The 23,587-nt window shown below is 70.3% G+C and carries 20 protein-coding genes; 8 read left to right on the top strand and 12 right to left on the bottom strand.

Going from position 1 to position 23,587, the window contains the following annotated elements; genetic code table 11:
• Positions 1 to 26 precede the first annotated feature (26 nt).
• Complete coding sequence (locus ACIQOU_RS19545) at positions 27 to 284, bottom strand: hypothetical protein (RefSeq protein ID WP_401538006.1); 258 nt, start codon at positions 282 to 284, stop codon at positions 27 to 29.
• Positions 281 to 1,225: an SPFH domain-containing protein gene (locus tag ACIQOU_RS19540; RefSeq protein WP_401538005.1), complete on the bottom strand. Its 945-nt coding sequence runs from the start codon at positions 1,223 to 1,225 to the stop codon at positions 281 to 283. The genes ACIQOU_RS19545 and ACIQOU_RS19540 overlap by 4 nt, the downstream gene beginning before the upstream one ends.
• 243 nt (positions 1,226 to 1,468) lie before the next feature.
• Here ACIQOU_RS19540 and ACIQOU_RS19535 point away from each other — a divergent pair, with 243 nt between their 5' ends.
• Positions 1,469 to 3,814 (top strand): transglycosylase domain-containing protein, encoded by a 2,346-nt coding sequence (locus tag ACIQOU_RS19535; RefSeq protein WP_401538004.1) that lies wholly within the window; start codon positions 1,469 to 1,471, stop codon positions 3,812 to 3,814.
• Positions 3,815 to 3,932: 118 nt separating this feature from the next.
• Here ACIQOU_RS19535 and ACIQOU_RS19530 read toward each other — a convergent pair whose 3' ends face one another.
• The 4 genes from ACIQOU_RS19530 to ACIQOU_RS19515 all read right to left on the bottom strand — a co-directional run bounded on the left by ACIQOU_RS19530 (position 3,933) and on the right by ACIQOU_RS19515 (position 10,118).
• Complete coding sequence (locus ACIQOU_RS19530; RefSeq protein ID WP_401538003.1) at positions 3,933 to 5,396, bottom strand: catalase; 1,464 nt, start codon at positions 5,394 to 5,396, stop codon at positions 3,933 to 3,935.
• 170 nt (positions 5,397 to 5,566) lie between these two features.
• The gene (locus ACIQOU_RS19525) at positions 5,567 to 7,633 is read right to left on the bottom strand and encodes a SpoIIE family protein phosphatase (RefSeq protein ID WP_401538002.1); all 2,067 of its coding nucleotides are present in this window, start codon (positions 7,631 to 7,633) and stop codon (positions 5,567 to 5,569) included.
• A gap of 292 nt (positions 7,634 to 7,925) precedes the next feature.
• Positions 7,926 to 8,630 (bottom strand): DUF402 domain-containing protein, encoded by a 705-nt coding sequence (locus tag ACIQOU_RS19520; protein WP_401538001.1) that lies wholly within the window; start codon positions 8,628 to 8,630, stop codon positions 7,926 to 7,928.
• Positions 8,631 to 8,714: 84 nt separating this feature from the next.
• Entirely contained in the window at positions 8,715 to 10,118 is a 1,404-nt protein-coding gene (locus tag ACIQOU_RS19515; protein WP_401538000.1) for a class II fumarate hydratase, read from the bottom strand.
• Between the two features lie 241 nt (positions 10,119 to 10,359).
• On the opposite strand from ACIQOU_RS19515, the gene ACIQOU_RS19510 reads away from it, so the two are divergent.
• A complete protein-coding gene (locus ACIQOU_RS19510; RefSeq protein ID WP_401537999.1) occupies positions 10,360 to 11,127 on the top strand; it encodes a LuxR C-terminal-related transcriptional regulator in 768 nt (255 codons plus the stop codon).
• Positions 11,128 to 11,162: 35 nt separating this feature from the next.
• Here the strand turns inward: ACIQOU_RS19510 and ACIQOU_RS19505 are convergent, their stop codons facing one another.
• Positions 11,163 to 11,516 (bottom strand): hypothetical protein, encoded by a 354-nt coding sequence (locus ACIQOU_RS19505; protein ID WP_401537998.1) that lies wholly within the window; start codon positions 11,514 to 11,516, stop codon positions 11,163 to 11,165.
• A gap of 230 nt (positions 11,517 to 11,746) precedes the next feature.
• Here ACIQOU_RS19505 and ACIQOU_RS19500 point away from each other — a divergent pair, with 230 nt between their 5' ends.
• Entirely contained in the window at positions 11,747 to 12,193 is a 447-nt protein-coding gene (locus tag ACIQOU_RS19500; protein WP_401537997.1) for a hypothetical protein, read from the top strand.
• 1,288 nt (positions 12,194 to 13,481) lie between these two features.
• Here ACIQOU_RS19500 and ACIQOU_RS19495 read toward each other — a convergent pair.
• Positions 13,482 to 15,149: a fumarate hydratase gene (locus tag ACIQOU_RS19495; protein ID WP_401537996.1), complete on the bottom strand. Its 1,668-nt coding sequence runs from the start codon at positions 15,147 to 15,149 to the stop codon at positions 13,482 to 13,484.
• Between the two features lie 328 nt (positions 15,150 to 15,477).
• Here ACIQOU_RS19495 and ACIQOU_RS19490 point away from each other — a divergent pair, with 328 nt between their 5' ends.
• Both ACIQOU_RS19490 and ACIQOU_RS19485 read left to right on the top strand, forming a co-directional pair.
• Positions 15,478 to 16,191, top strand: a complete 714-nt coding sequence (locus ACIQOU_RS19490) for a DUF1707 domain-containing protein (protein ID WP_401537995.1) — start codon at positions 15,478 to 15,480, stop codon at positions 16,189 to 16,191.
• A gap of 140 nt (positions 16,192 to 16,331) precedes the next feature.
• Positions 16,332 to 16,709: a WhiB family transcriptional regulator gene (locus ACIQOU_RS19485; RefSeq protein ID WP_401537994.1), complete on the top strand. Its 378-nt coding sequence runs from the start codon at positions 16,332 to 16,334 to the stop codon at positions 16,707 to 16,709.
• Between the two features lie 214 nt (positions 16,710 to 16,923).
• Here the strand turns inward: ACIQOU_RS19485 and glpX are convergent, their stop codons facing one another.
• Positions 16,924 to 17,958 (bottom strand): class II fructose-bisphosphatase, encoded by a 1,035-nt coding sequence (gene glpX, locus ACIQOU_RS19480; protein WP_401537993.1) that lies wholly within the window; start codon positions 17,956 to 17,958, stop codon positions 16,924 to 16,926.
• Positions 17,959 to 18,082: 124 nt separating this feature from the next.
• Between glpX and ACIQOU_RS19475 the strand changes: the two genes are divergently transcribed.
• On the top strand, positions 18,083 to 18,604 hold the full coding sequence (locus tag ACIQOU_RS19475; RefSeq protein ID WP_401537992.1) for a DUF4245 domain-containing protein: 522 nt from the start codon (positions 18,083 to 18,085) through the stop codon (positions 18,602 to 18,604).
• A 17-nt stretch (positions 18,605 to 18,621) separates the two neighbouring features.
• Here the strand turns inward: ACIQOU_RS19475 and ACIQOU_RS19470 are convergent, their stop codons facing one another.
• The 3 genes from ACIQOU_RS19470 to ACIQOU_RS19460 all read right to left on the bottom strand — a co-directional run bounded on the left by ACIQOU_RS19470 (position 18,622) and on the right by ACIQOU_RS19460 (position 21,626).
• A complete protein-coding gene (locus ACIQOU_RS19470; RefSeq protein WP_401537991.1) occupies positions 18,622 to 18,852 on the bottom strand; it encodes an exodeoxyribonuclease VII small subunit in 231 nt (76 codons plus the stop codon).
• A 10-nt stretch (positions 18,853 to 18,862) separates the two neighbouring features.
• Positions 18,863 to 20,080: an exodeoxyribonuclease VII large subunit gene (xseA, locus tag ACIQOU_RS19465; RefSeq protein ID WP_401537990.1), complete on the bottom strand. Its 1,218-nt coding sequence runs from the start codon at positions 20,078 to 20,080 to the stop codon at positions 18,863 to 18,865.
• Positions 20,081 to 20,261: 181 nt separating this feature from the next.
• On the bottom strand, positions 20,262 to 21,626 hold the full coding sequence (locus tag ACIQOU_RS19460; RefSeq protein WP_401537989.1) for an APC family permease: 1,365 nt from the start codon (positions 21,624 to 21,626) through the stop codon (positions 20,262 to 20,264).
• 107 nt (positions 21,627 to 21,733) lie between these two features.
• Between ACIQOU_RS19460 and ACIQOU_RS19455 the strand changes: the two genes are divergently transcribed.
• Complete coding sequence (locus ACIQOU_RS19455) at positions 21,734 to 22,771, top strand: 4-hydroxy-3-methylbut-2-enyl diphosphate reductase (RefSeq protein ID WP_401537988.1); 1,038 nt, start codon at positions 21,734 to 21,736, stop codon at positions 22,769 to 22,771.
• Positions 22,772 to 22,800: 29 nt separating this feature from the next.
• Positions 22,801 to 23,544 (top strand): polyphosphate--glucose phosphotransferase, encoded by a 744-nt coding sequence (ppgK, locus tag ACIQOU_RS19450; RefSeq protein WP_401537987.1) that lies wholly within the window; start codon positions 22,801 to 22,803, stop codon positions 23,542 to 23,544.
• Positions 23,545 to 23,587: the final 43 nt, after the last annotated feature.

Genomic DNA, 23,587 nt, shown 5'->3' with positions numbered 1-23,587 from the left:
CCACCGCGCATAGAGGGTCGACGCAATCAGCCCGTCGGGGGTCTGGGGGCGGAGCCTCCAGGGGGGCGCCCGCGCCGGGGGAGCGGCCCGGCCTCGCCCGGCAGTCGTCCCGCGTCCTTCAACGCCCTCCGCAGGAGGAACTCGATCTGCGCGTTGGCGGACCGCAACTCCTCCCCGGCCCAGCGCGCCAGCGCGTCGTGCACCGCGGGGTCCAGCCGCAACAGCACCTGCTTGCGCTGCCGCGGCCGCCCCTGAGAGCCCGAACCCTCCAAAGACTCCGTCACTGGTAGAGCGTCCCCGTGTTCAGCACCGGCTGCGCCGCCCGGTCCCCGCACAGCACGACCAACAGGTTGGACACCATCGCCGCCTTCCGTTCCTCGTCCAGCTCCACGATCCCCCGTTCGGAGATCCGCCCGAGCGCCGCCTCGACCATCCCGACCGCGCCGTCGACGATCTCCCGCCGCGCCGCCACGATCGCCCCGGCCTGCTGCCGCTGGAGCATCGCGGAGGCGATCTCGGGAGCGTAGGCGAGGTGCGTGAACCGGGACTCGATGATCCGCACGCCGGCCGCCTCCACGCGCGCGTGCAGTTCGACGGCGAGCTTCTCGGTGATCTCCTCGGCGTTGCCGCGCAGCGAGAGGCCGCCCTCGTCATGGGCGTCGTAGGGGTACTCGATGGCGATGTGCCGGACGGCCGCCTCGGTCTGCGTGGCGACGAACTCCAGGAAGTCGTCGACCTCGAAGACGGCCTGCGCGGTGTCCTGGACGTTCCACACGACGACCGCGGCGAGTTCGATGGGGTTGCCGTAGGCGTCGTTCACCTTGAGGACGGCGGTCTCGTGGTTGCGCACCCGGGTGGAGATCTTGGTGCGGGAGGTGAACGGGTTCACCCAGCGCAGCCCGTCCTGCCGGATGGTCCCCCGGTAGCGCCCGAAGAGCTGGACGACCCGTGCCTCGCCCGGAGCGACGTTGTTCAGGCCGCCCATGGCGATGAAGGCGGCGACCACCACCAGGATGCCGACGATGATCAACGTGGCCTTGGTGCCCGCCGGTTCGAGGGTGGCGCCGACGGCGATGAGGGCGATCCCGGCCAGCGGCCCGACCAGGCACAGCAGCAGGGCGAGTCCGCCACCGGCGCTGTGCGCGGTGAACTCCCGCACGCGCGGGGCGGGCATCTCGGGCAGGTCGGGCGCGTCGGCGTCGGGTGTGGATGGCTGCGTGGTCATCAGGTTCCCCCGTAGGTATGGGTTCTTGTTTCTAGCTAAGTGCTATCACATTACCCGGCCGGGCAACCCTTCACCCCTCTCGGCCGTCGGTTCCATCGGGGCGGGTGCTGATTGTCACGTCCACAAAAGGCGGGACCACCGGACCTTTGGTACATCTCCCGGTGTTAGCTTTCTGAGCTGACCTTGGCGGCGAACCTGTGTGACTTCTGAACACACGTGAACGAAGCGGAGCGGAACGGACCAATGGGACGCGCGGACGAGAGAAGAGCGCGACAGCGGGGCGGCCGTACGACGGCACCGCCCCCACCTCCGTCCGGGAACCCGTCTCCCGGCGTCGGGGGACGCGCCGAGGCCCGCAGGGCGGCACAGGGCAAGGGACGCGGCCGCACCAAGGGCAAGGGCAAGGACGGCCGGAGCCTGATACGCCGGATGTTCACCTGGAAGAAGATCGTCGGCACCCTGATAGGTCTCTGCCTGCTCGGCATGGGCGCCTTCGTGGTGCTGTACATGATGATCGACATCCCCGCGGGCAACGCCGACGCGCAGCTCCAGAGCAACGTCTACAAGTACAGCAACGGCTCCCTGATGACCCGGGACGGCCAGCGCAACCGCGAGATCGTCGGCCTGAACAAGGTGCCGAAGGAGGTGCGCTACACCTTCGTCGCCGCGGAGAACAAGAGCTTCTACCAGGACTCCGGCGTCGACCTCAAGGGCACCGCCCGAGGCCTGATCAACACCCTCTCCGGCAAGGGCGCGCAGGGTGGTTCGACGATCACCCAGCAGTACGTCAAGAACTACTACCTGACGCAGGACCAGACGATCACGCGCAAGCTGAACGAGCTGGTCATCTCGTTGAAGCTGGACCGCGAGAAGACCAAGGACTACATCCTCGCCGGGTACATCAACACCAGCTACTACGGCCGGGGCGCCTACGGCATCCAGGCCGCCGCCCAGGCCTACTACGGGATCGACGCCGAGAAGCTCGACGTCCAGCAGGGCGCCTATCTCGCCGCGCTGCTCCAGGCGCCGAACCAGTACGACTGGGCCATCGCCACCCCGACCGGTAAGAAGTTGGTCAAGGAGCGCTGGAACTACGTTCTGAACAACATGGTCGGTCAGGACTGGCTGAACAAGACCAAGCGCGATGCCATGACGTTCCCGACCCCCAAGGAGCCCAAGGCGGCGCCCGGCATGGGCGGTCAGGTCGGCTACCTGGTGGACGCGGCCAACAACCAGCTGGCCAGGCAACTGGTCACGCAGGGCACCGCCGACAACCTCGACGAGGCGCTGTCGATGGTCCGGGCGGGCGGCTGGAACATCACGTTGAACATCGACAAGAAGCGGCAGGCGGCGCTGGTGAAGGCCGCGACGTCGCAGCTGACCAGCAAGCTGGACGCGAAGGAACGCTCCGTCGACGGGGACGTCCAGGCGGGTGCCGCGTCCGTCGACCCGAAGACCGGCGCGGTCGTCGCGATGTACGGCGGCACGGACTACTACAAGCACTTCCGCAACAACGCGACCCGCACGGACTACCAGCCGGCCTCGACGTTCAAGCCGGTCATCCTCGCCGCGGCCCTCGACGAGAACGCCAAGACGCAGAACGGCACCCAGATCACGGCCGACACGATCTACGACGGCACCAGCAAGCGCCCGGTCGTGGACAACGGCGTCAAGGTCGGCTTCGCCCCGGAGAACGAGGACGACGGCAACTACGGCCCCATCACCGTCCAGACGGCGATGAACAAGTCCGTCAACTCCGTCTTCGCGCAGCTGGGCGTGGACGTCGGCATGCAACACGTGCTCAAGGTCGGCGGCCAGCTCGGCATGGACACCGAGGGCCTGAAGGCGGTGCCCGCGCAGACCCTGGGCACCATGGGCGCGAGCCCCCTTCAGATGGCGGGCGTGTACGCGACCCTCGACAACCACGGCAAGAAGGTCACGCCGTCCATCATCAAGTCCGTGGAGAACAGCAAGCGTTCGGTCGAGCTGCCGAACCCGATCGGCGACCAGGTCATCAGCACCGAGGCCGCCGACACGGTCACCTCGGTGCTGACCGGCGTGGTCGACGACGGTACGGCCAAGACGTCGGTGCGGGACAACGCCGAGCGCGACGGCCGTAAGGTCGCCGGCAAGACGGGTACCTCCGACAACAACAAGTCGGCCTGGTTCACCGGCTACACGCCCGACCTGGTCACCTCGGTGGGCCTGTTCGGCGAGGCCCAGAAGAACGGCGCCCAGGTCGCGATGTACGGCGCCGGCGGCCTCGACCGGGTCAACGGCGGTGGCTTCCCGGCGCAGATCTGGGCCGCGTACACCTTCGGGGTCTCGGACAAGGACGCCCGCTTCGACCTGGACACCACGCAGGGCGCGGCCGTGGAGCCCACGGTGACCCCGACGCCCACCGTGACGCCGAGCCAGACGCCCAGCGAGACGCCGAGCCAGACCCCGAGTCAGACGCCGACGCAGAGCGAGACGCCGACCGAGACCCCGACGCAGACGCCGACGCAGACCCCCACCGAGACCCCGACCGAGACGCCGACCGAGACCCCGACCGGGGGTCTGGACGACCCGTTCAACCCGGGTGGCTAGCGGCGAGGCCACCTACAGCTGACAAGAAGGGGCGCCCGGCGAGCTGCCGGGCGCCCCTTGTCGTTCCCCTGCCTCTCAGGGAGGAGCTGCCTCTCGGGTGTCAGCTGCCTCTCCGGTCTCAGCCTCCGTTGAAGGCGCCCGCGATCCGGTCGCCGAGTTCCTTGTCGACGTTGCGCCAGTACTGGAGGGCGCGGGCGAGGACCGGGGCGGAGACGCCGTCCTTGAGGTGGCCGGTGATGTTGTCGGCGAGGCGGTCGCGGGCCGCGTCGTCGAGGACCTCGCGGACCTGCGTGCCGGCCTGCCCGAAGTCGTCGTCCTCGGAGTGCAGGGCGTACGCCTCGCGGACCATCTCGCCCGCCGCCCGCCAGCCCGCGATGTCGCCGAAGCGGTCGGTGTCCGCGGCCGGGCCGCCGTAGGAGTTGGGGGCGTAGGGGGCGCCGACCCGGGCCGGTTCGTAGCGCATCGCGCCGTCCTTGGCGTACGAACTCACCGGGGAGTGCGGCCGGTTGGGCGGCAGCTGGGTGTAGTTCGCGCCGATCCGGTAGCGGTGCGTGTCCGGGTAGGAGAACAGCCGGCCCAGCAGCATCTTGTCCGGCGACGGGCCGATGCCGGGCACCAGGTTCGACGGCTCGAACGCGGCCTGCTCGATGTGGACGAAGTAGTCCTCGGGGTTCTGGTTCAGGGTCATCCGGCCGACCTCGATCAGCGGGTAGTCGCCGTGCGGCCACACCTTGGTCAGATCGAACGGGTTGAACCGGTAACCCGGCGCGTCCTCGAACGGCATGACCTGCACATACACCGTCCAGGACGGGTGCTCGCCGCCCTTGATCGCGTCGAACAGGTCACGCCGGTGCAGATCCGGGTCCTCGCCGGCCAGCCGGTCGGCGTCGGCCTGGGTGAGGAAGTCGATGCCCTGGTCGGTCTTGAGGTGGTACTTGATCCAGAACCGTTCGCCGCCGCCGTTGACCCACATATAGGTGTGCGACGAGTAGCCGTTCATGTGCCGGTAGCTCTTCGGGATGCCGCGGTCGCCCATCAGCCACGTCACCATGTGCGCGGACTCGGGGGAGAGGGTCCAGAAGTCCCACTGCATGTCGTGGTCGCGCAGGCCGTTGTCGGGCCGGCGTTTCTGCGAGCGGATGAAGTCCTGGAACTTCTGCGGGTCCCGCACGAAGAACACCGGGGTGTTGTTGCCGACCATGTCGTAGTTGCCGTGCTCGGTGTAGAACTTCAGCGCGAAACCCCGCGGGTCGCGCCAGGTGTCGGGGGAGCCCTGCTCACCGGCGACCGTCGAGAAACGCGCGAGCATCTGGGTGCGTTTGCCGGGCTGGAAGAGGTCCGCCTTGGTGAACTGGCTGACGTCGTGGGTGACTTCCAGGACGCCGTACGCGCCGCTGCCCTTGGCGTGCACCACGCGCTCGGGGACCCGCTCCCGGTTGAACTGCGCCATCTTCTCGATGAGGTAGTGGTCCTGGAGCAGGATCGGGCCGTCCGCCCCGACGGTGAGCGAGTGCTCGTCGCTCTCCACGGGAATGCCCGCGTTGCTCGTCGTGTAGGGATTCTGTCGGGGTGTCTGCGTCACGAGTGCCTCCGTGATCCGGGGATGGATCGGGTCAGGTCGTTTCGCGTACCCCAGTAGTCAACGCTTCCCACACGAAGTCGGCAACTTTTGGACGTGATCCAACTTCGGACCCCGACCATCAGCCCCGGCACCTGCGCTGGAAGCCTCCCCGGCACCCGCGACGGAGCCCCTCAGTTCCGGTTCAGCTCGAACCAGACCACCTTCCCGGTACTGAGCCGGGTGGCGCCCCAGCGCCGGGCCAGCCGGTTGACCAGGTAGAGACCCCGGCCGCCCTCGTCGGTGGCGCGCGCCTGCCGCAGCCGGGGCAGCTGCGGCACGTCGTCGCCGACCTCGCAGCGCAGCACGTCGGTACGGAGCAGCCGCAGCGTGACCGGCCGGGTCGCGTACCGCACGGCGTTCGTCACGACCTCGCTGACCAGCAGTTCCACCGAGTCGGTCAGGTCCTCCATGCCCCAGCGGGACAGGGCCCGGCGAGCCAGCCGACGGGCCCGCCCCGGAGCGGCGTCCTCCGGCTCAAGGAACCAGTACGCGACGTCGCTCGGCGCGATCCCGTCGAAGCGGGCGGCGAGCAGCGCGATGTCGTCGTCCCGGTCACCCGGGCCGAGCATGTCGAGCACCTCGTCGCAGAGGGCCTCCAGCGGCGGCGGATGGTCGGGCCCGGTCAGCTGAGCCGTCGCGGCCAGCTTCTCGCGCAGCTGCTCGATGCCGGTCCACACGTCCCGCAGCCGGGACTCCACCAGACCGTCCGTGTACAGCAGCAGGGTGCCTCCGGCGGGCGCGTCCAGCTCGACGGCCTCGAAGTCGACGCCGCCGACCCCGATCGGCGCCCCCGCGGGCACCCGCAGGACCTCGGCCCGGCCGCCCAGATGCAGCAGGATGGGCGGCGGATGACCGGCGTTGGCGATGGTGATGCGGTGCGAGACCGGGTCGTAGACGGCGTACAGGCAGGTCGCCATGCGGTCGCTGCCCAGCCGTTGGGCCTGCTCGTCGAGGTGGTGCAGCACCTCCTGCGGCGGCAGGTCGAGCCCGGCCAGGGTCTGCGCGGTGGTGCGCAGCTGGCCCATGATCGCCGCCGACGTCATGGAGTGGCCCATGACATCGCCGACGACGAGGGCGACCCGGCTGCCGGGCAACGGGATCGCGTCGTACCAGTCGCCGCCCACCCGCGCGGTCTCGGCCGCCGGGAGGTAGCGGGACGCCAGCCGTACGCCCGTCGGACGCGGCAGGTTCTCCGGCAGCATGGTGCGCTGCAACTCGTCGGCGATGTACGCCTCACGGCCGTACAGGACCGCCTTGTCGATGCCCAGCGCGCTGTGCGTGGCGAGTTGGGCGGCGACCAGCAGATCGTCGGCCTCGAAGGCGACGCGTTCGGGGCGGCGCAGGAAGAGCGCGGCGCCGATCACCCGACGTCGGCCGCGCAGCGGGGCGAGGATCGCGCGCTGTCCGCCGGGGACGGTGAACTCGCCGCCCTCACCGAGCAGTTCGGGCAGCGCGGCGCGGGCGGCGGGGGCGTCGGTGAAGACCGGGCGGACCCCGCGCAGCACCTCCGCGAGCGCGCTGCCGGGCCGCACCTCGCACAACTCGTTGCCGACGATGTCAAGTTCGGACGGCTCCGGCGGCGCGACCGGCGCGAAACCGCCCTCGGTGTCCCGCTCGGCGGGTATCCGGTCGGTGCGCCGCAGCCGCAGCAGCAGGGGCCCGGTGGGCCGCTCGTCGCCGACCGGCAGCGGGTCGCGCAGATAGACCAGGATCGCGTCCGAGAACGTCGGTACGGTCGCCCGGCACAGCCCCATGACGATCTCGTCCAGGTCGATGCCGCGGGCGATCCGCCGGGTCGCGGCGCCCACGAAGCGCAGCCGGTCGCCGTCGCGCCGCATCGGCGTCGGCTGTCCCGGCGGCAGCCCCTTGCCGGAGCGCCGTTCGGCGTCGCCCAGGGCCACCGCGCGCTCGGCCTCGGCACCCGGCTGGGCGGGGATGCCCTCGGGCGCCGGGCGCGGCCGGTGGGTGCCCGGCTCGTCGGCGTCGGGCTGGGAGTGCTCGGTGTCGCTGCCGGCCGCGCTCTTGGCCTGGCCGCAGGGCGGCGCGGGCTCCGGCGGCTCACCCGTGCGGGCCTGCGCAGGTAAGGCCGCCGCCGGGGCGACGGGCACCTGCGCGGGGGTGTGCAGGAGCGCCCCGCGAGGGTCCGCGGGGTCGACGCCCGGCTGGGGGCGTTCGAAGGAGATGGGGTGCTCCGTCACGCGTGTCGAATCCGTCCGTCCGGGGCTGCGCGCCGTGCGCGCGGTTCGTCCCGCAGAAGTGCCGATACCCGGAAAACGCGCCCCAGGAACGGAATTTCCGCGTGGTCAGAGGCTCTTCCTGTGCCACCGGCGAACCCTCTGCGGCTCGCAACGGTGTCCTCGTACCCCTCGCTCACGTCCTGCCGCCCCTCGGTCACGTTCGGCCAAGCCCGGCGCATGCTCCGGGAGTTGCTGCTGTGCGCCCTTGCGGAGGACGATCCTACGGTTGCGGCCCGGGGGCGCAGCAAGGGTCTCATGGGGACACATGCGCGGGCGTACGGTCCCAGTCCTCCGGGAGTGACGGTACAGGCCACGACGGATCGGGGCGCCAGTGCTGCCAACCTTCGCTGAACGGCGGCCCCCAGGCGCGGATCGCCGCCACCGCCGCGTGCCCGGCCTCCCGCACCCGCGCGGCCTGCTCCGGGTCCATCAGACCGTCCCGCAGCGCCTGCGCGAACTCGTCCTCGTCGCGCCAGTCCCACGCCCGGTCCGGCTGCACGGTGATGTCCAGGAAGTGGTCCTCGGAGTCCACCCCGCCCGCCCAACGGGCCAGCGGCGTCTCCAGGTTCACGTACCAGTTCTTGAACTCCCAGCCCGGTTCCCAGAACAGCCACACCGACCAGGGCTCGCCCGGCCGCGCCAGCTTCAGCACCCCGGTGCCGAACCAGCGGTCGCGCTGGACCGTCCGCGGCTTGGTGTAACGGGACTCCAGCGGCTCCTGGTGCACGGGCGTACCGTCGGCGAGGACCGGGCGCACGCACTCGGTGCCGGGCGCCAGCCAGACCGCGAGCAGCTCGGCGTCGTCGCGCACGACGGTGACCGGGCGCACGATGTGGAGGCGGGCGCCGCCGTTCTCCCGGTAACGCCACAGGATCTGACTCCCGGGGTCCCAGAAACCCGTCGGACCGCCCGCCGTCACCCGCTCCACGTCCGCGCTCACCGCTCCACCGTCTGCCATGCACAGATATTAGGTGCCTGCGGCATACGACGCTGCGGCGCGGGTCACGGTTCGCACGGCCGGGAGCCAAAGGTTCGCGTCCGGTTACGGGCGTGTCATCCGCAGGACATCCAGCGCCTCGTCCAGCTGCTCGACGGTCAGGTCGCCGCGCTCCACATAGCCGCCGTCCAGGACCACCTGACGGATCGTCCGGCGTTCGGCGAGGGACGCCTTGGCGACCTTGGCGGCCTCCTCGTAGCCGATGTACTTGTTCAGCGGGGTGACGACGGAGGGCGACGACTCGGCGTACTCGCGGGCCCGTTCGCGGTCCGCGACGATGCCGTCCACGGTCCGGTCGGCGAGCAGCCGGGTGACGTTGGCGAGCAGCCGGATCGACTCCAGCACGTTCTTCGCGATGACCGGCAGCATGACGTTCAGCTCGAAGTTGCCCGCGGCCCCGGCGGTGGCCACCGTGGCGTCGTTGCCGACGACCTGCGCGGCGACCATGAGAACGGCCTCCGGGATCACCGGGTTGACCTTGCCGGGCATGATCGAGGAACCGGGCTGGAGGTCGGGCAGGCTGATCTCGGCGAGCCCGGTGCGCGGCCCCGACGCCATCCAGCGCAGGTCGTTGGCGATCTTCGTCAGGCCGACCGCGATGGTCCGCAGCTGTCCGCTGGTCTCGACGATGCCGTCCCGGGCGCCCTGGGCCTCGAAGTGGTCGCGGGCCTCGGTCAGCGGCAGCCCGGTGGCGCGGGCCACCTCCGCGATGACGGCGGCCGAGAAGCCGGGCGGCGTGTTGATGCCGGTGCCGACGGCGGTGCCGCCCAGGGGCAGTTCGGCGAGCCGGGGGAGCGACGCGGTGAGCCGCTCCACGCCGTAGCGCACCTGCGCCGCGTACCCGCCGAACTCCTGGCCCAGGGTCACCGGAGTGGCGTCCATGAGGTGCGTGCGCCCCGACTTCACGACGTCCGCGAACTCCTCCGCCTTGCGCCCGAGGGCGGCGGCGAGATGCTCCAGGGCGGGCACGAGGTCGTGGGTGACGGCGGCGGTGGCCGCGATGTGGATCGAGGAGGGGAAGACGTCGTTGGACGACTGGGAGGCGTTCACATGGTCGTTGGGGTGCACGTCCCGGCCGAGCCGCTCGGTGGCCAGGGTGGCGAGCACCTCGTTGACGTTCATGTTGGACGACGTGCCCGACCCGGTCTGGAAGACGTCCACCGGGAACTCCTCGTCCCACCTCCCCTCGGCCACCTCGCGGGCCGCCTGCTGGATCGCGTCGGCGATGTCCCCCTCGACGACGCCGAGTTCGGCGTTCACCTTCGCCGCGGCCCCCTTGATGCGGGCCAGCGCCTCGATGTGGGCGCGCTCGATGCGCTGCCCGGAGACCGGGAAGTTCTCCACCGCCCGCTGGGTCTGGGCCCGCCACTTCGCGCCGGCGGGCACCCGGACCTCGCCCATGGAGTCGTGCTCGATCCGGAAACCGTCCGCCGTGTTCCTGTCGGCCATGCGCCGATCACCTCCACGCCCGACAGTACGCCGGGCCCGCCGTCCGCTCCCGTCCCTCTCTCATGTCCCGCTGTGGTGGACCTGTGCCTTACCGCACGGTCTGTCATTGAATAGTGTGCTAAAAAGTTCAAACACATCGGGGCGACCCCACCGTATCGGGCTCCGGTGTCGTAACCCCCCATATGGAGCAGTCGTGTCCTCCCACCTCACTGCCCAGTCGGACGTATTAGTGCCGACATCGTTGTCAGTTGCCCTGGTCAACCCCCAGGGCCACCGGCCCGCACGGCTCACCGGAGTGGCCGCCCGACTGGTCGGCACGCCGCACGAGATCCGCGCGGGCGACGACGTCGTGCTCTTCTACGGCGCCGGAATGGGCCACCGCGTACGGCACTTCGCGGCGGCGGCCGAGGGCGAACTCCCGCCCGTGATGGTCCTCGCGCCCCGCCTCGACTGGAACGACGTCGCGCTCGCCCTGGACCACGGCGCCGCCAGCTATCTGATCGAGAACCGGTACGCGTTCCCGCTCGCCGAGACGCTGGTCTGCGCGTCACGGGGGGCCAGCATCCTGGACCCGGAGATAGCCGCGGAACGGGTCGGCGCCGCCTGCCGGTCCCGCGCGGAGGAGGCGACCAGAGACCGCCCCGGCCGGGCAACGGCGCCGAGGGACGGGTCGGACGCGGAGGCACCGGCGAGGGAGGCTCCGGGCGCGGAGCAGATCCCGCCCGTGTCCCCACTCCCGCACCCGCCCGGCCCGATCCTTCCCCCACCCTCCTGTCTCCCGCATCTGTCGCTGCGGGAACGGCAGTTGATGGACCTGTTGGCGGCGGGGCTCGGGGTGCGGGAGGTCGCCGAGGCGATGTCCCTGACCGACAAGACGGTCCGCAACTACCTCAGCCGCGTCTACACCAAGCTCGGCGTGCACCGGCAGTCGGAGGCGATCCTGTACTGGCTCGGCCACCTGGCGACACGGGACGCGGCGCGAACGCCGGCGGACCCCGACGCCTGCTGAGCCGGCGCCGGGGTCGAAGTCGTCGCGAGGTAGGGCTAGTTGATGTTCCAGACACCGCTGGCGACGTCGCTGGGCGCCGTGTAGCTGTCCTGGCGGATGGTGGTCCGGTCGCAGTTGGAGTCGCGGTAGTCGAAGAACACGGTGTCGCCGGCGTTGACGTCGATGCCGGTGACGGTGACCGTGCCGCCCGAGGTGAACTTGATGCCCCCGGCCGACCCGCCCGAGATGTCGTCCGTCACGTAGACGCAGCCCGCGCCGGAGGGGATGCGCTGGCTCCCGACGTGGATGGTGATCGAGGTGGCGGAGGCCGGGGCGGCGGCGAGGGCGACCATGGCCACCGCGGCGACGCTGACGGGGGCGAGCAGACGCTTGCGCGCAATCATCTTCATGATGCGTCCGTTTCTTTATGAAGGACCGAGCAACGGGGGTTTTCCCTTGCCCGAATCCTGTCGACGCCGCACGGCCCGCAATAGAGGCAAACATCATCGGAACCAGGAGGGGTGTGTAAAGAACCCGTAAGAGATAAGGCGCGGTGATGTTTGCCTCTAGTGGAGCGGTTCGCGGTGTTCCCAGGATAAGAACTCGCCAGAGAACTCCGGTCAATCCAGGGAGCCTTTTCATGTTCTCGAACCGTTCCTCTTTCCTCCGCAACCGCGCGGTCCGTCTCGGCCTCGGTGCGGGCGTCGCGGCCGTCACGCTGCTCGGCGTCACCACGTCGACGGCGTCGGCGGCCAGCCAGTGGGAGGTCGTCGTCAACAAGAGCCAGGTCCCGTCCGGAACCGGCAGCGTGAAGCTCGCTTTCCCGCCCAAGGGCGGCTCCGTCTGTGTCGCGATGCCCTCGACCGGCAACATCGTCCACTTCAGCCCCGCCACCTTCACCAATGGCGGCCAGGACTTCACCATTCAGGCGTTCGGCGACACGCAATGCCAGGGCGCCGCGACCGGTTCCCTTCTCCAGTACGAGTTCAATTCCGGCCAGGACGTCCAGAACACGGGCCTGAATTGCACAGAGGTGGCGGTCTACCCGAACGGAAACGGCGGCTACGACTGGCTGAACTGCAAGTAGAGTGCAGGCCGGGCCGGGGCAATTGCCCCCGCCCCCCTGCCCACCACTCAGCCGGACCGGTCCACCTGAGATCCAGGAGGACCGGTCCGTCGGGCGTTGGGGGGTGCGGGTGCGGGTGCGGGTGCGGGGGCCAAGGCTTGGCGGGGCGGGGGTGGGCCTTGGGCGTGGGGCGGTGCGTGCGGGCAGGGCGCACGGGGGGAACGGGTGTGGGGCGGCGGGTGTGCGGCAACGGGTGTTGGCCAACGGGTGTGGGCCAACGGGTGTGGGTCAACGGGTGTTGGCCAACCCGTGTAGGCCAACCGGCGTGGGTCAACGGGTGTTGGCTGCCGGGTGTGGGTCAACTCGCGTAGGCCAACAGGCGTGGGCTAGGGGGTGTGGGCGGCGACGCTCTCGCCGGCGGTTGCAGGTCCTGGTCGACGGCGAACGGGCGTTGGCCTGCCGGCGTTGGCCAACGGGCGTGGGCTAACAGGCGTGGGCGGCGAGGCTCTCGCCGGCGGGGGCAGGTCCCGCCCGTTGCTCAACGGGCGTTGGCGCGCCGGTGTCGATCAACGGGCGTTGGCCTACTGGCGTTGGCCTACTGGTGTTGGCCTGCCGGTGTTGGCCTACCGGCGTGGGCCAGCCTGCCCAGGTCGACCGGCGTGGGCCAACGGGCGTGGACCAACGGGTGTGGGTCAACGAGTGTTGGCCAACCGGCGTGGGCCAGCTCGCCCAGGTCGACCGGCGTGGGCCAACGGGTGTGGGCCAACGGGCGTAGGCCAACAGGCGTGGGTCAACGAGTGTTGGCCACCTGGTGTGGGCCAACCCGCGTAGGCCAACCCACGTAGGCCAATAGGCGTGCGCGGCGACGATCTCACCAGCGGTTACAGGTCCCGCCCGATGGCCAACGGCCGTTGGCGCGCCGATGCCGATCAACGGGCGTTGGCCCACCGGCGTTGGCCCACCTGCGTTTGCCCACCACTGTTGGCCAACTGGCGTGGGCTAAGCCAGCGTTGGCCCACCGGCGTTGGCCAACGCTCAATGGCCAACGGCCGTTGGCCAACCAGCGGGTTCAGGGGCGCAGCCCCGACGGGGTCCGGGGACACGGCCCCGGTGGGGTTCACGCGCCCACCCCGGCAGGTCCAGGCGTGCCCCCCAGCGGGTCCAGGCGCGCACCCCCAGCGGGTTCAGGGGCGCAGCCCCGACGGGGTGAGGGGCGGAGCCCCTGGCGGGGTGAGGGGCGGAGCCCCTCGTGGTGGGACGGGTAAGGGCGGCGGGGGCGAGAAACCACCCCCAGCCACCCCCACGGCGTTCACCCCAGCCCAGCCCCCCGCACCGGAATCGACGTGAACGTCGGCGCGGGCGCCGGGTCCTGGAAGAAGTCGTTCCCCTTGTCGTCGACGACGACGAACGCCGGGAAGTCCTCGACCTCGATCTTCCAGACCGCCTCCATGCCGAGCTCTTCGTACTCGACGACCTCGACCTTCTTGATGCAGTCCTGCGCGAGCCGCGCGGCAGGCCCCCCGATGGAACCGAGGTAGAAGCCCCCGTGCGCATCACACGCGTCGGTCACCTGCTTGCTGCGATTGCCCTTGGCGAGCATCACCTTGGACCCCCCGGCCGCCTGGAACTGCTCGACGTAGGAGTCCATGCGCCCGGCGGTCGTCGGCCCGAAGGACCCGGACGCGTACCCCTCCGGCGTCTTCGCGGGCCCGGCGTAGTACACCGGGTGGTCCTTGAGGTACTGCGGCATCTCCTCGCCGGCGTCGAGGCGTTCCTTGATCTTCGCGTGCGCGATGTCACGGGCGACGACGAGCGGTCCGGTGAGCGAGAGCCGGGTCTTGACCGGGTACTTGGTCAGCTCGGCGAGGATGTCGTCCATCGGCTGGTTGAGGTCGATGCGCACGACGTCGGACGCGTCGTCGAGGTGCTCGTCGGTGGTCTCCGGCAGGAACCGCGCCGGGTCGGTCTCCAACTGCTCAAGGAAGACGCCCTCGGCGGTGATCTTCGCGACGGCCTGCCGGTCGGCCGAGCAGGAGACGGCGATGGCGACCGGGCAGGAGGCACCGTGCCGGGGCAGCCGCACCACCCGCACGTCGTGGCAGAAGTACTTGCCGCCGAACTGCGCGCCGATCCCGATCTTCTGCGTCAGCTCGAAGACCTTCTCCTCCAGCTCCTTGTCCCGGAACCCGTGCCCGAGCGGCGACCCCTCGGCCGGGATCTCGTCCAGGTAGTGCGCGGAGGCGTACTTCGCGGTCTTCAGCGCGTACTCGGCGCTCGTCCCGCCGACGACGATCGCGAGGTGGTACGGCGGGCAGGCGGCCGTGCCCAGCGAACGGATCTTCTGCTCCAGGAACTTCATCATGGAGCCCTCGTTCAGGACGGCTTTCGTCTCCTGGTAGAGGAACGACTTGTTGGCGCTGCCGCCGCCCTTCGCCATGAAGAGGAACTTGTAGGCGCCGCCGTCGGTCGCGTACAGCTCGATCTGCGCGGGGAGGTTGGAGCCGGTGTTCTTCTCCTCCCACATGGTGACCGGGGCCATCTGCGAGTAGCGCAGGTTCAGCTTGGTGTAGGCGTCGTAGATGCCGTGCGAGAGGGCCTTCTCGTCCTCACCTTCGGTGAGGACGTTCTGCCCGCGCTTGCCCATGACGATCGCCGTGCCGGTGTCCTGGCACATCGGGAGCACCCCGGCCGCCGCGATGTTGGCGTTCTTCAGCAGGTCGAGCGCCACGAACTTGTCGTTGCCGGACGCCTCGGGGTCGTCGACGATCCGGCGCAGCTGGGCCAGGTGGGCGGGGCGCAGATAGTGCTGGATGTCGTGGATGGCCTCGGCCGCCAGCGTGCGCAGGGCCTCGGGCTCGACCTTGAGGAACGTCCGCCCGTCGGCCTCGAACGTCGAGACACCCTCGGAGGTCACCAGCCGGTAGGGCGTGGAGTCCTCTCCCATGGGGAGCAGATCGGTGTATGCGAACTCAGGCATCTCAGCCCATTCCTCACTCGACGGACGACGACCCGCCGACACTGGCGGGCCACCTCAGCGTAGAACCGCCCCCGAAGGCGCCGCTGGTTAGGTAAGGCTCAGTTGTGAGAACGACACCCCGCCCGCACGTCATCGAGGGGAAGCCGGGAGGAAGCGGGGAGAAACGGCGAGGCGGTCGCCGGGAGACATCGAGAGGCGTCGGGAGGGGTCGGGAGGCGCCGGGAGGCAGCGAGGGGCGTCGGGAGAGGCCGGGAGGCGCTGGGAACGGGTCGGAGAGGTTTATCCACACCCCTGGTCGCGATCTATCGCGTTTGGGTACGCTGCTGCCGTGGACCTTCAGAAGCATGCCCCGCAGGCCGACACGGCGCCCGAGACCGCCGAGCTGCGCGCCTCCGACGCCGACCGTGACCGTTTCGCCGACATCCTGCGCGAGGCCCTCGCGGAGGGCCGGCTGACCGCAGACGAGCACGCCGAGCGGATCGAGGGCGTCTACCGCGCCAAGACCGTCGGCCAGCTCGAACCCCTCGTCCAGGACCTGCCGGCCGCGCACACCCGCCCGGCCGCACCGGCGTTCACCTCGGCGCCCCTCGGCCCCGCCCGACAGGCCCTCCCGGCCGACCCCGACGACCACGTGGTGGCGGTGTTCAGCAGCGCCGTCCGCAAGGGCCGTTGGCGAGCGGGTCGCCGCATCCACGCGTACGCGGTGTTCGGCAGCGTGGAGATCGACCTCAGCGAGGCGCTGTTCGAGTACCAGCAGGTCGTCATCAAGGCGCTCTCGGTCTTCGGCAACGTCGAGGTCCGCGTCCCGGAGAACGTCTCGCTGCGCGGCACCGGAGGCGGCGTCCTCGGCAACTTCGAGGTGGACCACCTCGACTCCGGCGACCCGAACGCGCCGGTCGTCCACGTCGACGGCTGGGCCGTGCTGGGCAACATCGAGGCACGCCCGAAGCGCGGCAGGTTCGTCGCGGACATCCTCGACCGGGTGCAGCGCACGGTCGACAAGGCCGTCGACCGCAAGGCACGCCGCCACCTGGACCGTTGAAGACCCTGACGCCCCGAATTGAAACGGAACGCTCAACTCCCCGAAATCCAGCGGTTGGGAACTCAGTGCATAGGCCCGCGCACAGCGGGTAGGCCTTGCGCATCGTCGCTCGCTCGCGAAGCCGTCGTCAGGAGTAGACCGTGCTGCAACCGCCGCATTCGTCCCTGCAGGTAACTGCCGTTCCGGCGCAGCGGGTGCCAGTGCCGGACAGGGACCAAGACGCCCCTTGGCACACCGAGGCGGTGTGCAGGCGCGACGAGGCGGGCCTGTTCTTCGCACCGTCCAAGGAGCCCACCGCCGCCCGGCTCTCCCGTGAGGAGGCGGCCAAGCGTGTCTGCGGCCGCTGTCCGGTGATGGTCGAGTGCCGCGAACACGCGCTCCTGCAACCCGAGCCCTACGGCGTCTGGGGCGGCCTCACCGCCGCCGAACGCCGCGTGGTCCTGGCCCGCCGCCGTCGCCGAGACGTAGAACTCAAAAAGGCAGCCACAGCCACCAACCACATAGCCCAAGCCGGCTGACCCCAAGCAGACGGGCGCCCCCTATCCACACCAGGGGACGCCCACTAGGGAGAACGGGGGGGGTAGGGCTCCCTCGCTCTCCAACTGGGGGAGGGGCCACGCAGGTAAGGGGCGCGGGGAACCGCGCGACCAGCCCCCACCGACCGTCAGCCGCTGGTCGAACAGGTCCCCCCACCCCGTGGGCGTTGCTCCTGGGCCCCCACCCCGTGGGGCGTCACTTCCCCCGGTCGAAGTCCACCGCGCTGTACGCCCGCAACTTACTGAGCCGATGCTCGGAGTCGATCCTCCGCACGGTCCCGGACTTCGACCGCATCACGATCGAGTCGGTCGTGGCGGTCTCCGACCGATACCGAACCCCCCGCAACAACTCCCCGTCGGTGATGCCCGTGGCGACGAAGAACACGTTCTCCCCCGACACGAGGTCATCCGTGGTGAGCACCCGGTCGAGATCGTGCCCCGCGTCGATCGCGCGCTGCCGCTCCGCGTCGTCCTTGGGCCACAACTTGCCCTGGATCGTGCCCCCGAGACACTTCACGGCGCACGCCGAGATGATGCCCTCCGGCGTGCCGCCGACGCCGAGGAGCAGATCGACGCCGGTGCCCTCGCGCAGCGCGAGGATCGACCCGGCGACATCGCCGTCGGCGATCAGCCTGATGCGCGCGCCGGTCTCCCGGATCTCCTCGATGAGCCCGGCGTGCCGGGGCCGGTCGAGAACGACGACGGTGACGTCCTGTGGCGTGGACCGCTTGGCCTTCGCGACCCGGCGGATGTTGACCGACACGGGCGCGTTGATGTCGACGAAGTCCGCCGCCTCGGGCCCGGTGACCAGTTTGTCCATGTAGAACACGGCGGACGGGTCGAACATCGACCCGCGGTCGGCGGCCGCCAGCACGGCGATCGCGTTGGTCATGCCCTTCGCCGTGAGGGTCGTTCCGTCGATGGGGTCGACGGCGATGTCGCACTCGGGCCCGGTGCCGTCGCCGACGCGCTCTCCGTTGAAGAGCATCGGGGCTTCGTCCTTCTCGCCCTCGCCGATGACGACGACGCCGTTCATCGACACGGTGTGGACGAGGGTCCGCATGGCGCGTACGGCCGCGCCGTCGGCGCCGTTCTTGTCACCCCGGCCGACCCAGCGACCGGCGGCCATGGCGGCGGCCTCGGTGACGCGGACGAGTTCCAGGGCGAGGTTGCGGTCGGGAGCTTCGCTGGGGACTTCGAGCTCGGACGGCAAGTGATGATGCTCGGTCATCGGAGCGCACCTTTCTGATACGACGACGGCCGGATGAGGGTGACTCCGACTCTATCTCCAGTCCGACAAAATGAGCAGGGGGCCCCACGGATGAGCGGGGTGGGGCACCTGCGACGATAGGGGCGTGGCAGGTTCGAACGGTAAGCAGAAGACGGTCCGGGACATGATTCTCTCGCTGGCCCTCATCGGGGTCGCGGCGGCGGTCATCTACGTCTTCATCCCGCACAACGACTCCGCTCCCGACGTCAAACGTGTCGACTACCGTGTCGAACTGCTGACGGCGCGCCGCGCCGCCGCCTACCCGGTGGCCGCGCCCGAGGGCCTGGCCAAGGAGTGGAAGGCGACCTCGGTCCGCTTCAAGGGCGACGCCTTCGACGCCTGGCACCTCGGCTTCCAGGCCCCCGACGGGCAGTACGTGCAGATAGAGCAGTCGACCCAGAAGCAGTCGACGTTCGTCGACGAGGCGAGCCAGGGCGCCGAGGAGACGAAGGTCACCCAGGAGATCGACGGCCGCACCTGGACCCGTTACACCGGCGGCCGCTACGACGCGCTCGTCCTGCCGGGCAAGGGCGCGACGACGGTGGTCGCGGGCACGGGCTCGTTCGCCCAGCTGACGGAAATGGCGAAGGCGTTGAAAACGGCGTAACCGCCCCCCCCCGTCGTCTACTCCCCGTCCCCGTCCTCGGAGTTCTCCTCCGCGAGGGCCGCGTCCAGGCGGGCCCGGGCGCCCTCCAGCCAGCGGCGGCACACCTTGGCCAGCTCCTCGCCGCGCTCCCAGAGGGCGAGGGACTCCTCCAGGGTCGTCCCGCCCGCCTCCAGGCGCCGTACGACCTCGATCAGCTCGTCCCGGGCCTGCTCGTACCCGAGGGTCTCTTCCGCCACCTTGCCGGTCATTCCGCCCACCCTACGCATCGCTCTCATCGACTCGAACCGTGAACTCGCCCTCGGCCACCCGCGCCCGCAGCGGCTCGCCCGCCGCGATCTCCTCCGGGGCCCGCACCACATGACCGTCGGCCTTCTGGAGCACCGCGTACCCGCGCCGGAGGGTGGCGGCGGGGGAGAGCGCCACCACGCGCGCGTGCGTGTGGGTCAGCTCCGAGTCCGCGCGGTCCAGGAGATGGCCCAGCGTGCGCCGGGAGCGGTCGACGAGGGACGCCACATGGTCGGCCCGCTCGTCGATCATGCGGTGCGGGTCCTCCATCGACGGCCGCGCGAGGGCGTGCGCCAGCCCGCGTTCCTCCCGCGCGAGAACGGCCTCCACGCACCGGCGCGCCCGGTTCCGCAGCCCGTCCACCCGCTCCAGCTCCTCACCGACGTCCGGCACGACCTTCTTGGCCGCGTCGGTCGGCGTGGACGCCCGCAGGTCGGCGACCAGATCGAGGAGCGGACTGTCGGGCTCGTGCCCGATCGCGGACACCACCGGCGTACGACAGGACGCGACCGCCCGCACCAACTGCTCGTCGGAGAACGGCAACAGGTCCTCCACACTGCCGCCCCCGCGCGCGACGACGATGACGTCGACCTCCGCCATCGCGTCCAGCTCCTTGACCGCCTGGACGACCTGGGGGACCGCGTGGACGCCCTGCACGGGGACGTTGCGGACCTCGAAGCGGACGGCGGGCCAGCGGTGCCGGGCGTTCTCCAGGACGTCCCGCTCGGCGGCCGACGCCCGCCCGCACACCAGCCCGATCAGCTGCGGCAGGAACGGCAACGGCTTCTTCCGCTCCCGCGCGAACAGCCCCTCGGCGGCCAGCGACTTCTTCAACTGTTCGAGACGCGCCAGCAGTTCCCCGACCCCGACCGGCTTGATCTCGGCGGCCCGCAGCGACAACTGCCCACGCGGCGCGTACCACTCGGGCTTCGCGTGCACGACGACCCGCGCGCCCTCCCCGACGACATCGGCGACGGCCTCGAACACCTGGCGATAACAGGTGACGCTGATCGAGATGTCGTACGACGGATCACGCAGCGTCAGAAACACGACCCCGGCACCGGGTCGCCGCGACAACTGGGTGATCTGCCCCTCGACCCAGATGGCACCGAGGCGATCGACCCACCCACCGATCAGCCGCGACACCTCCCCGACAGGAAGCGGCGACTCCGAAGACGTATTGGCAGCCATACCGCCGAGACTAACGGCCCCCACTGACAACACCCCCCACCTGCAAAAACACCCCCAGACCCCGCCCGCAGCCCCCGTTTCCCCGAACGGGCCCCGCCCCCAGCCCGCCGCCAGCCTCAGATCGGCCCGAGGCCCCCGCAAGCCCAGTCGTCCTGCCGGTCGGGCTGCTGTCAGGCGGTCGTCACGCCTCTGTCCAGCCTCGTTGGCTGATCAGGATCACCAGGCCGATCACCAGCCACACCGCGCCCACCACCTGGGCCGTGCCGGAGGCCTCCACGATCACCGCGATCGTGATGGCCGCGCCCAGGACCGGGATCAGGACGTGCTTCCACCAGCTCACCGGGCCCCCGGCGCGCCGGACCGCGAACCAGCCCACCACGCTCGCGTGCAGCAGCGTGAACGCCGTCAGGGCGCCGATGTCGACGACCGACACCAGGTGGTCCAGGCCGTCGTCCCGGTCGGCCGCCCAGACCGCCGCGACCATCGTGATCACGGCCGCACAGAGCAGCGCGCGCCGGGGCACGCCGGAGTCCGTCTTCGACAGGGCGCGCGGCAGCCGCCGTTCCCTGGCCATCGCGAACAGCAGGCGGCCGGCCGCCGCCTGTCCGGCCAGCGCCGCGAACGCCGCGCCGATCGCCTTGCTCACCGCCACCAGGTCGTGCAGCCAGCTTCCGACCGAGACGTCCACGGCGTCGTAGAAGGCCGAGCCCTGCTTGCCCGGGTCGGCGGCCAGTTGGGCGGACGTCGTCGGCTCCAGGAGCGCGACCAGATAGGTCTGCGCCACGAACAGCACGCCCGCGAGCGCCAGGCAGAACAGCACCGCGCGGGCGACCTTCTGCGAACCGCCCGTGACCTCCTCGGCGAAGGAGGCGATCGCGTCGAAGCCCAGATACGACAGCACCGCGATCGACACCGCGCCGATCACCGCCGAGAGCGCGAACGCGCCCTGCGAACCGTCGCCCGTCAACGGCGAGAGCCAGCCGCGCTGGGCGCCGTCGCGCGCGAGGACGACGATCGCCGACACGACGAAGACCAGCAGGACCACGATCTCCATCGCCAGGACCAGGAAGCCGACCCGGGCCGCGGCCCGCACGCCCCACAGGTTCAGCAGCGTGGTGACGACCACCGCGATCGCCGTCCACACCCAGCGCGAGACGCCGGGAACCAGGGAGTTCATGGCGATCCCGGAGAACAGGTAGGCGACCGCCGGGATCAGCAGGTAGTCCAGCATCGCCATCCAGCCCGCGACGAACCCGGCCTCCTTGCCGAGCGCCACGCGCGCGTAGGCGAACACCGAGCCCGCCTGCGGGACCACCCGCACCATCTGCGCGTAACTGAACGCCGTGAACGCCATCGCCACCGTCGCGACGAGGTAGACCAGCGCCACCGCGCCGTGCGACTTCGCGTCCAGGGTTCCGAACACCCCTACGGGGGCCATCGGCGCGATGAACAGCAGCCCATAGACGACAAGATCCCGGAAGCCCAGGCTGCGCCGCAGGTCATGCCCTTCTCCGGCCGTTCGTGCCGCCGCGTCCGTCCCGGACATCGTGCCTCCGCCTGTGCTCTCGGCCGTCCCGTTGCGCCCCGTCTCTCCCGCCTCACGGCCAGTCTCCCCAAAAACGTGATCTTTGACCCGCCGAACGCGGCCTTACGATGGGTGGCATGACTGCTTCGCCTGGCCGCCGTGTCCTGCTCGCCGCCCCTCGGGGCTACTGCGCGGGCGTGGACCGCGCCGTGATCGCCGTCGAGAAAGCCCTGGAGCAGTACGGCGCTCCGATCTATGTCCGTCACGAGATCGTCCACAACAAGTACGTCGTGCAGACCCTGGAGAAGAAGGGAGCCATCTTCGTCGAGCAGACGGAGGAGGTTCCCGAGGGGAACATCGTGATGTTCTCCGCGCACGGCGTCGCCCCCGTCGTCCACGAGGAGGCCGAGCGCGGCCGACTCGCCACCATCGACGCGACCTGCCCCCTCGTCACCAAGGTGCACAAGGAAGCCGTCCGCTTCGCCAAGGAGGACTACGACATCCTCCTGATCGGGCACGAGGGCCACGAGGAGGTCATCGGCACCTCCGGCGAGGCCCCCGAACACATCCAGCTCGTCGACGGCCCCGCGGACGTCGCCAAGATCGAGGTCCGCGACCCCTCCAGGGTCGTCTGGCTCTCGCAGACCACCCTCTCCGTCGACGAGACGATGGAGACCGTCGACGCCCTCCAGGAGAAGTTCCCGCAGCTCATCTCGCCGCCCAGCGACGACATCTGCTACGCCACACAGAACCGTCAGCTCGCCGTCAAGCAGATGGGCGAGGAGGCGGACCTCGTCATCGTGGTCGGCTCCCGCAACTCCTCCAACTCCGTCCGCCTCGTCGAGGTCGCCAAGCTGGCCGGCGCCCGCGACGCGCACCTCGTGGACTTCGCCGACGAGATCGACGCCGCCTGGCTGGAGGGCGTCACCACGGTCGGCGTCACCTCCGGCGCGTCCGTCCCCGAGATCCTCGTCGAACAGGTCCTGGAGTACCTGGCCGGGCGCGGCTTCGAGGACGTCGAGATCGTCAAGGCGGCCGAGGAGTCGATCATCTTCTCGCTGCCCAAGGAACTCCGCCGTGACCTGCGGGAAGAGGCGGCCGACCTGGTCGCGGGACGCGGTGGTTCCGGGGCGCCGGACGCCTTGGGCGGTGCCTCCGCTGAGTGACTGTCAGTCCTCCGTCGTAACGTAGGGCCATGCAGATCTTCGGCGTGGACATCGGCGGATCAGGGATCAAGGGCGCCCCTGTGGACCTCGACAAGGGCGACCTCGCACACGAGCGGTTCAAGGTGCTGACCCCGCACCCGGCCACCCCCGACGGGGTGGCCGACGGGGTCAAGGAGGTCGTGGAGCACTTCGGCTGGACCGGCCCGGTCGGCCTCACCTTCCCGGGCGTGGTCACGGGCGGCTCCACCATCCGTACGGCGGCCAACGTCGACAAGAGCTGGATCGACACCGACGCGCGCGCCCTGTTCGGCGAGCGGCTCGGCGGCCTGCCGGTCACCGTGGTCAACGACGCGGACGCGGCGGGCGTCGCCGAGATCGCGTTCGGCGCGGGCCAGGGCCGCAAGGGCACGGTCATCCTGCTGACGTTCGGCACCGGCATCGGCAGCGCCGTCTTCGTGAACGGCGCGCTGCTGCCCAACACCGAGCTGGGCCACCTGGAGCTGAACGGCCACGACGCCGAGAAGAAGGCCTCCAGCAAGGCCAAGGAGGACGGCGACCTGACCTGGGAGCACTGGGCCCACCGGGTCCAGAAGTACCTCGCCCACGTCGAGATGCTCTTCTCGCCCGAGCTGTTCATCATCGGCGGCGGGGTCAGCCGCAAGGCCGACAAGTTCCTGCACTTCATCGAGGGCATCAAGGCGGAGATCGTCCCCGCCCAGCTCCAGAACAACGCGGGGATCGTGGGCGCCGCCATGCACGCGAAGGACGGTTGAGGACGACGGAGGACGACGCAGGAGGGCTGAGGGAGCCGGTGGC

The sequence above is a fragment of the Streptomyces sp. NPDC091279 genome (assembly GCF_044757465.1).
In the GTDB taxonomy this organism is placed as follows: Bacteria; Actinomycetota; Actinomycetes; order Streptomycetales; family Streptomycetaceae; genus Streptomyces.
Note: the sequence above shows the minus strand (reverse complement) of the source record. Positions and strands in the feature narration are given on the sequence as shown.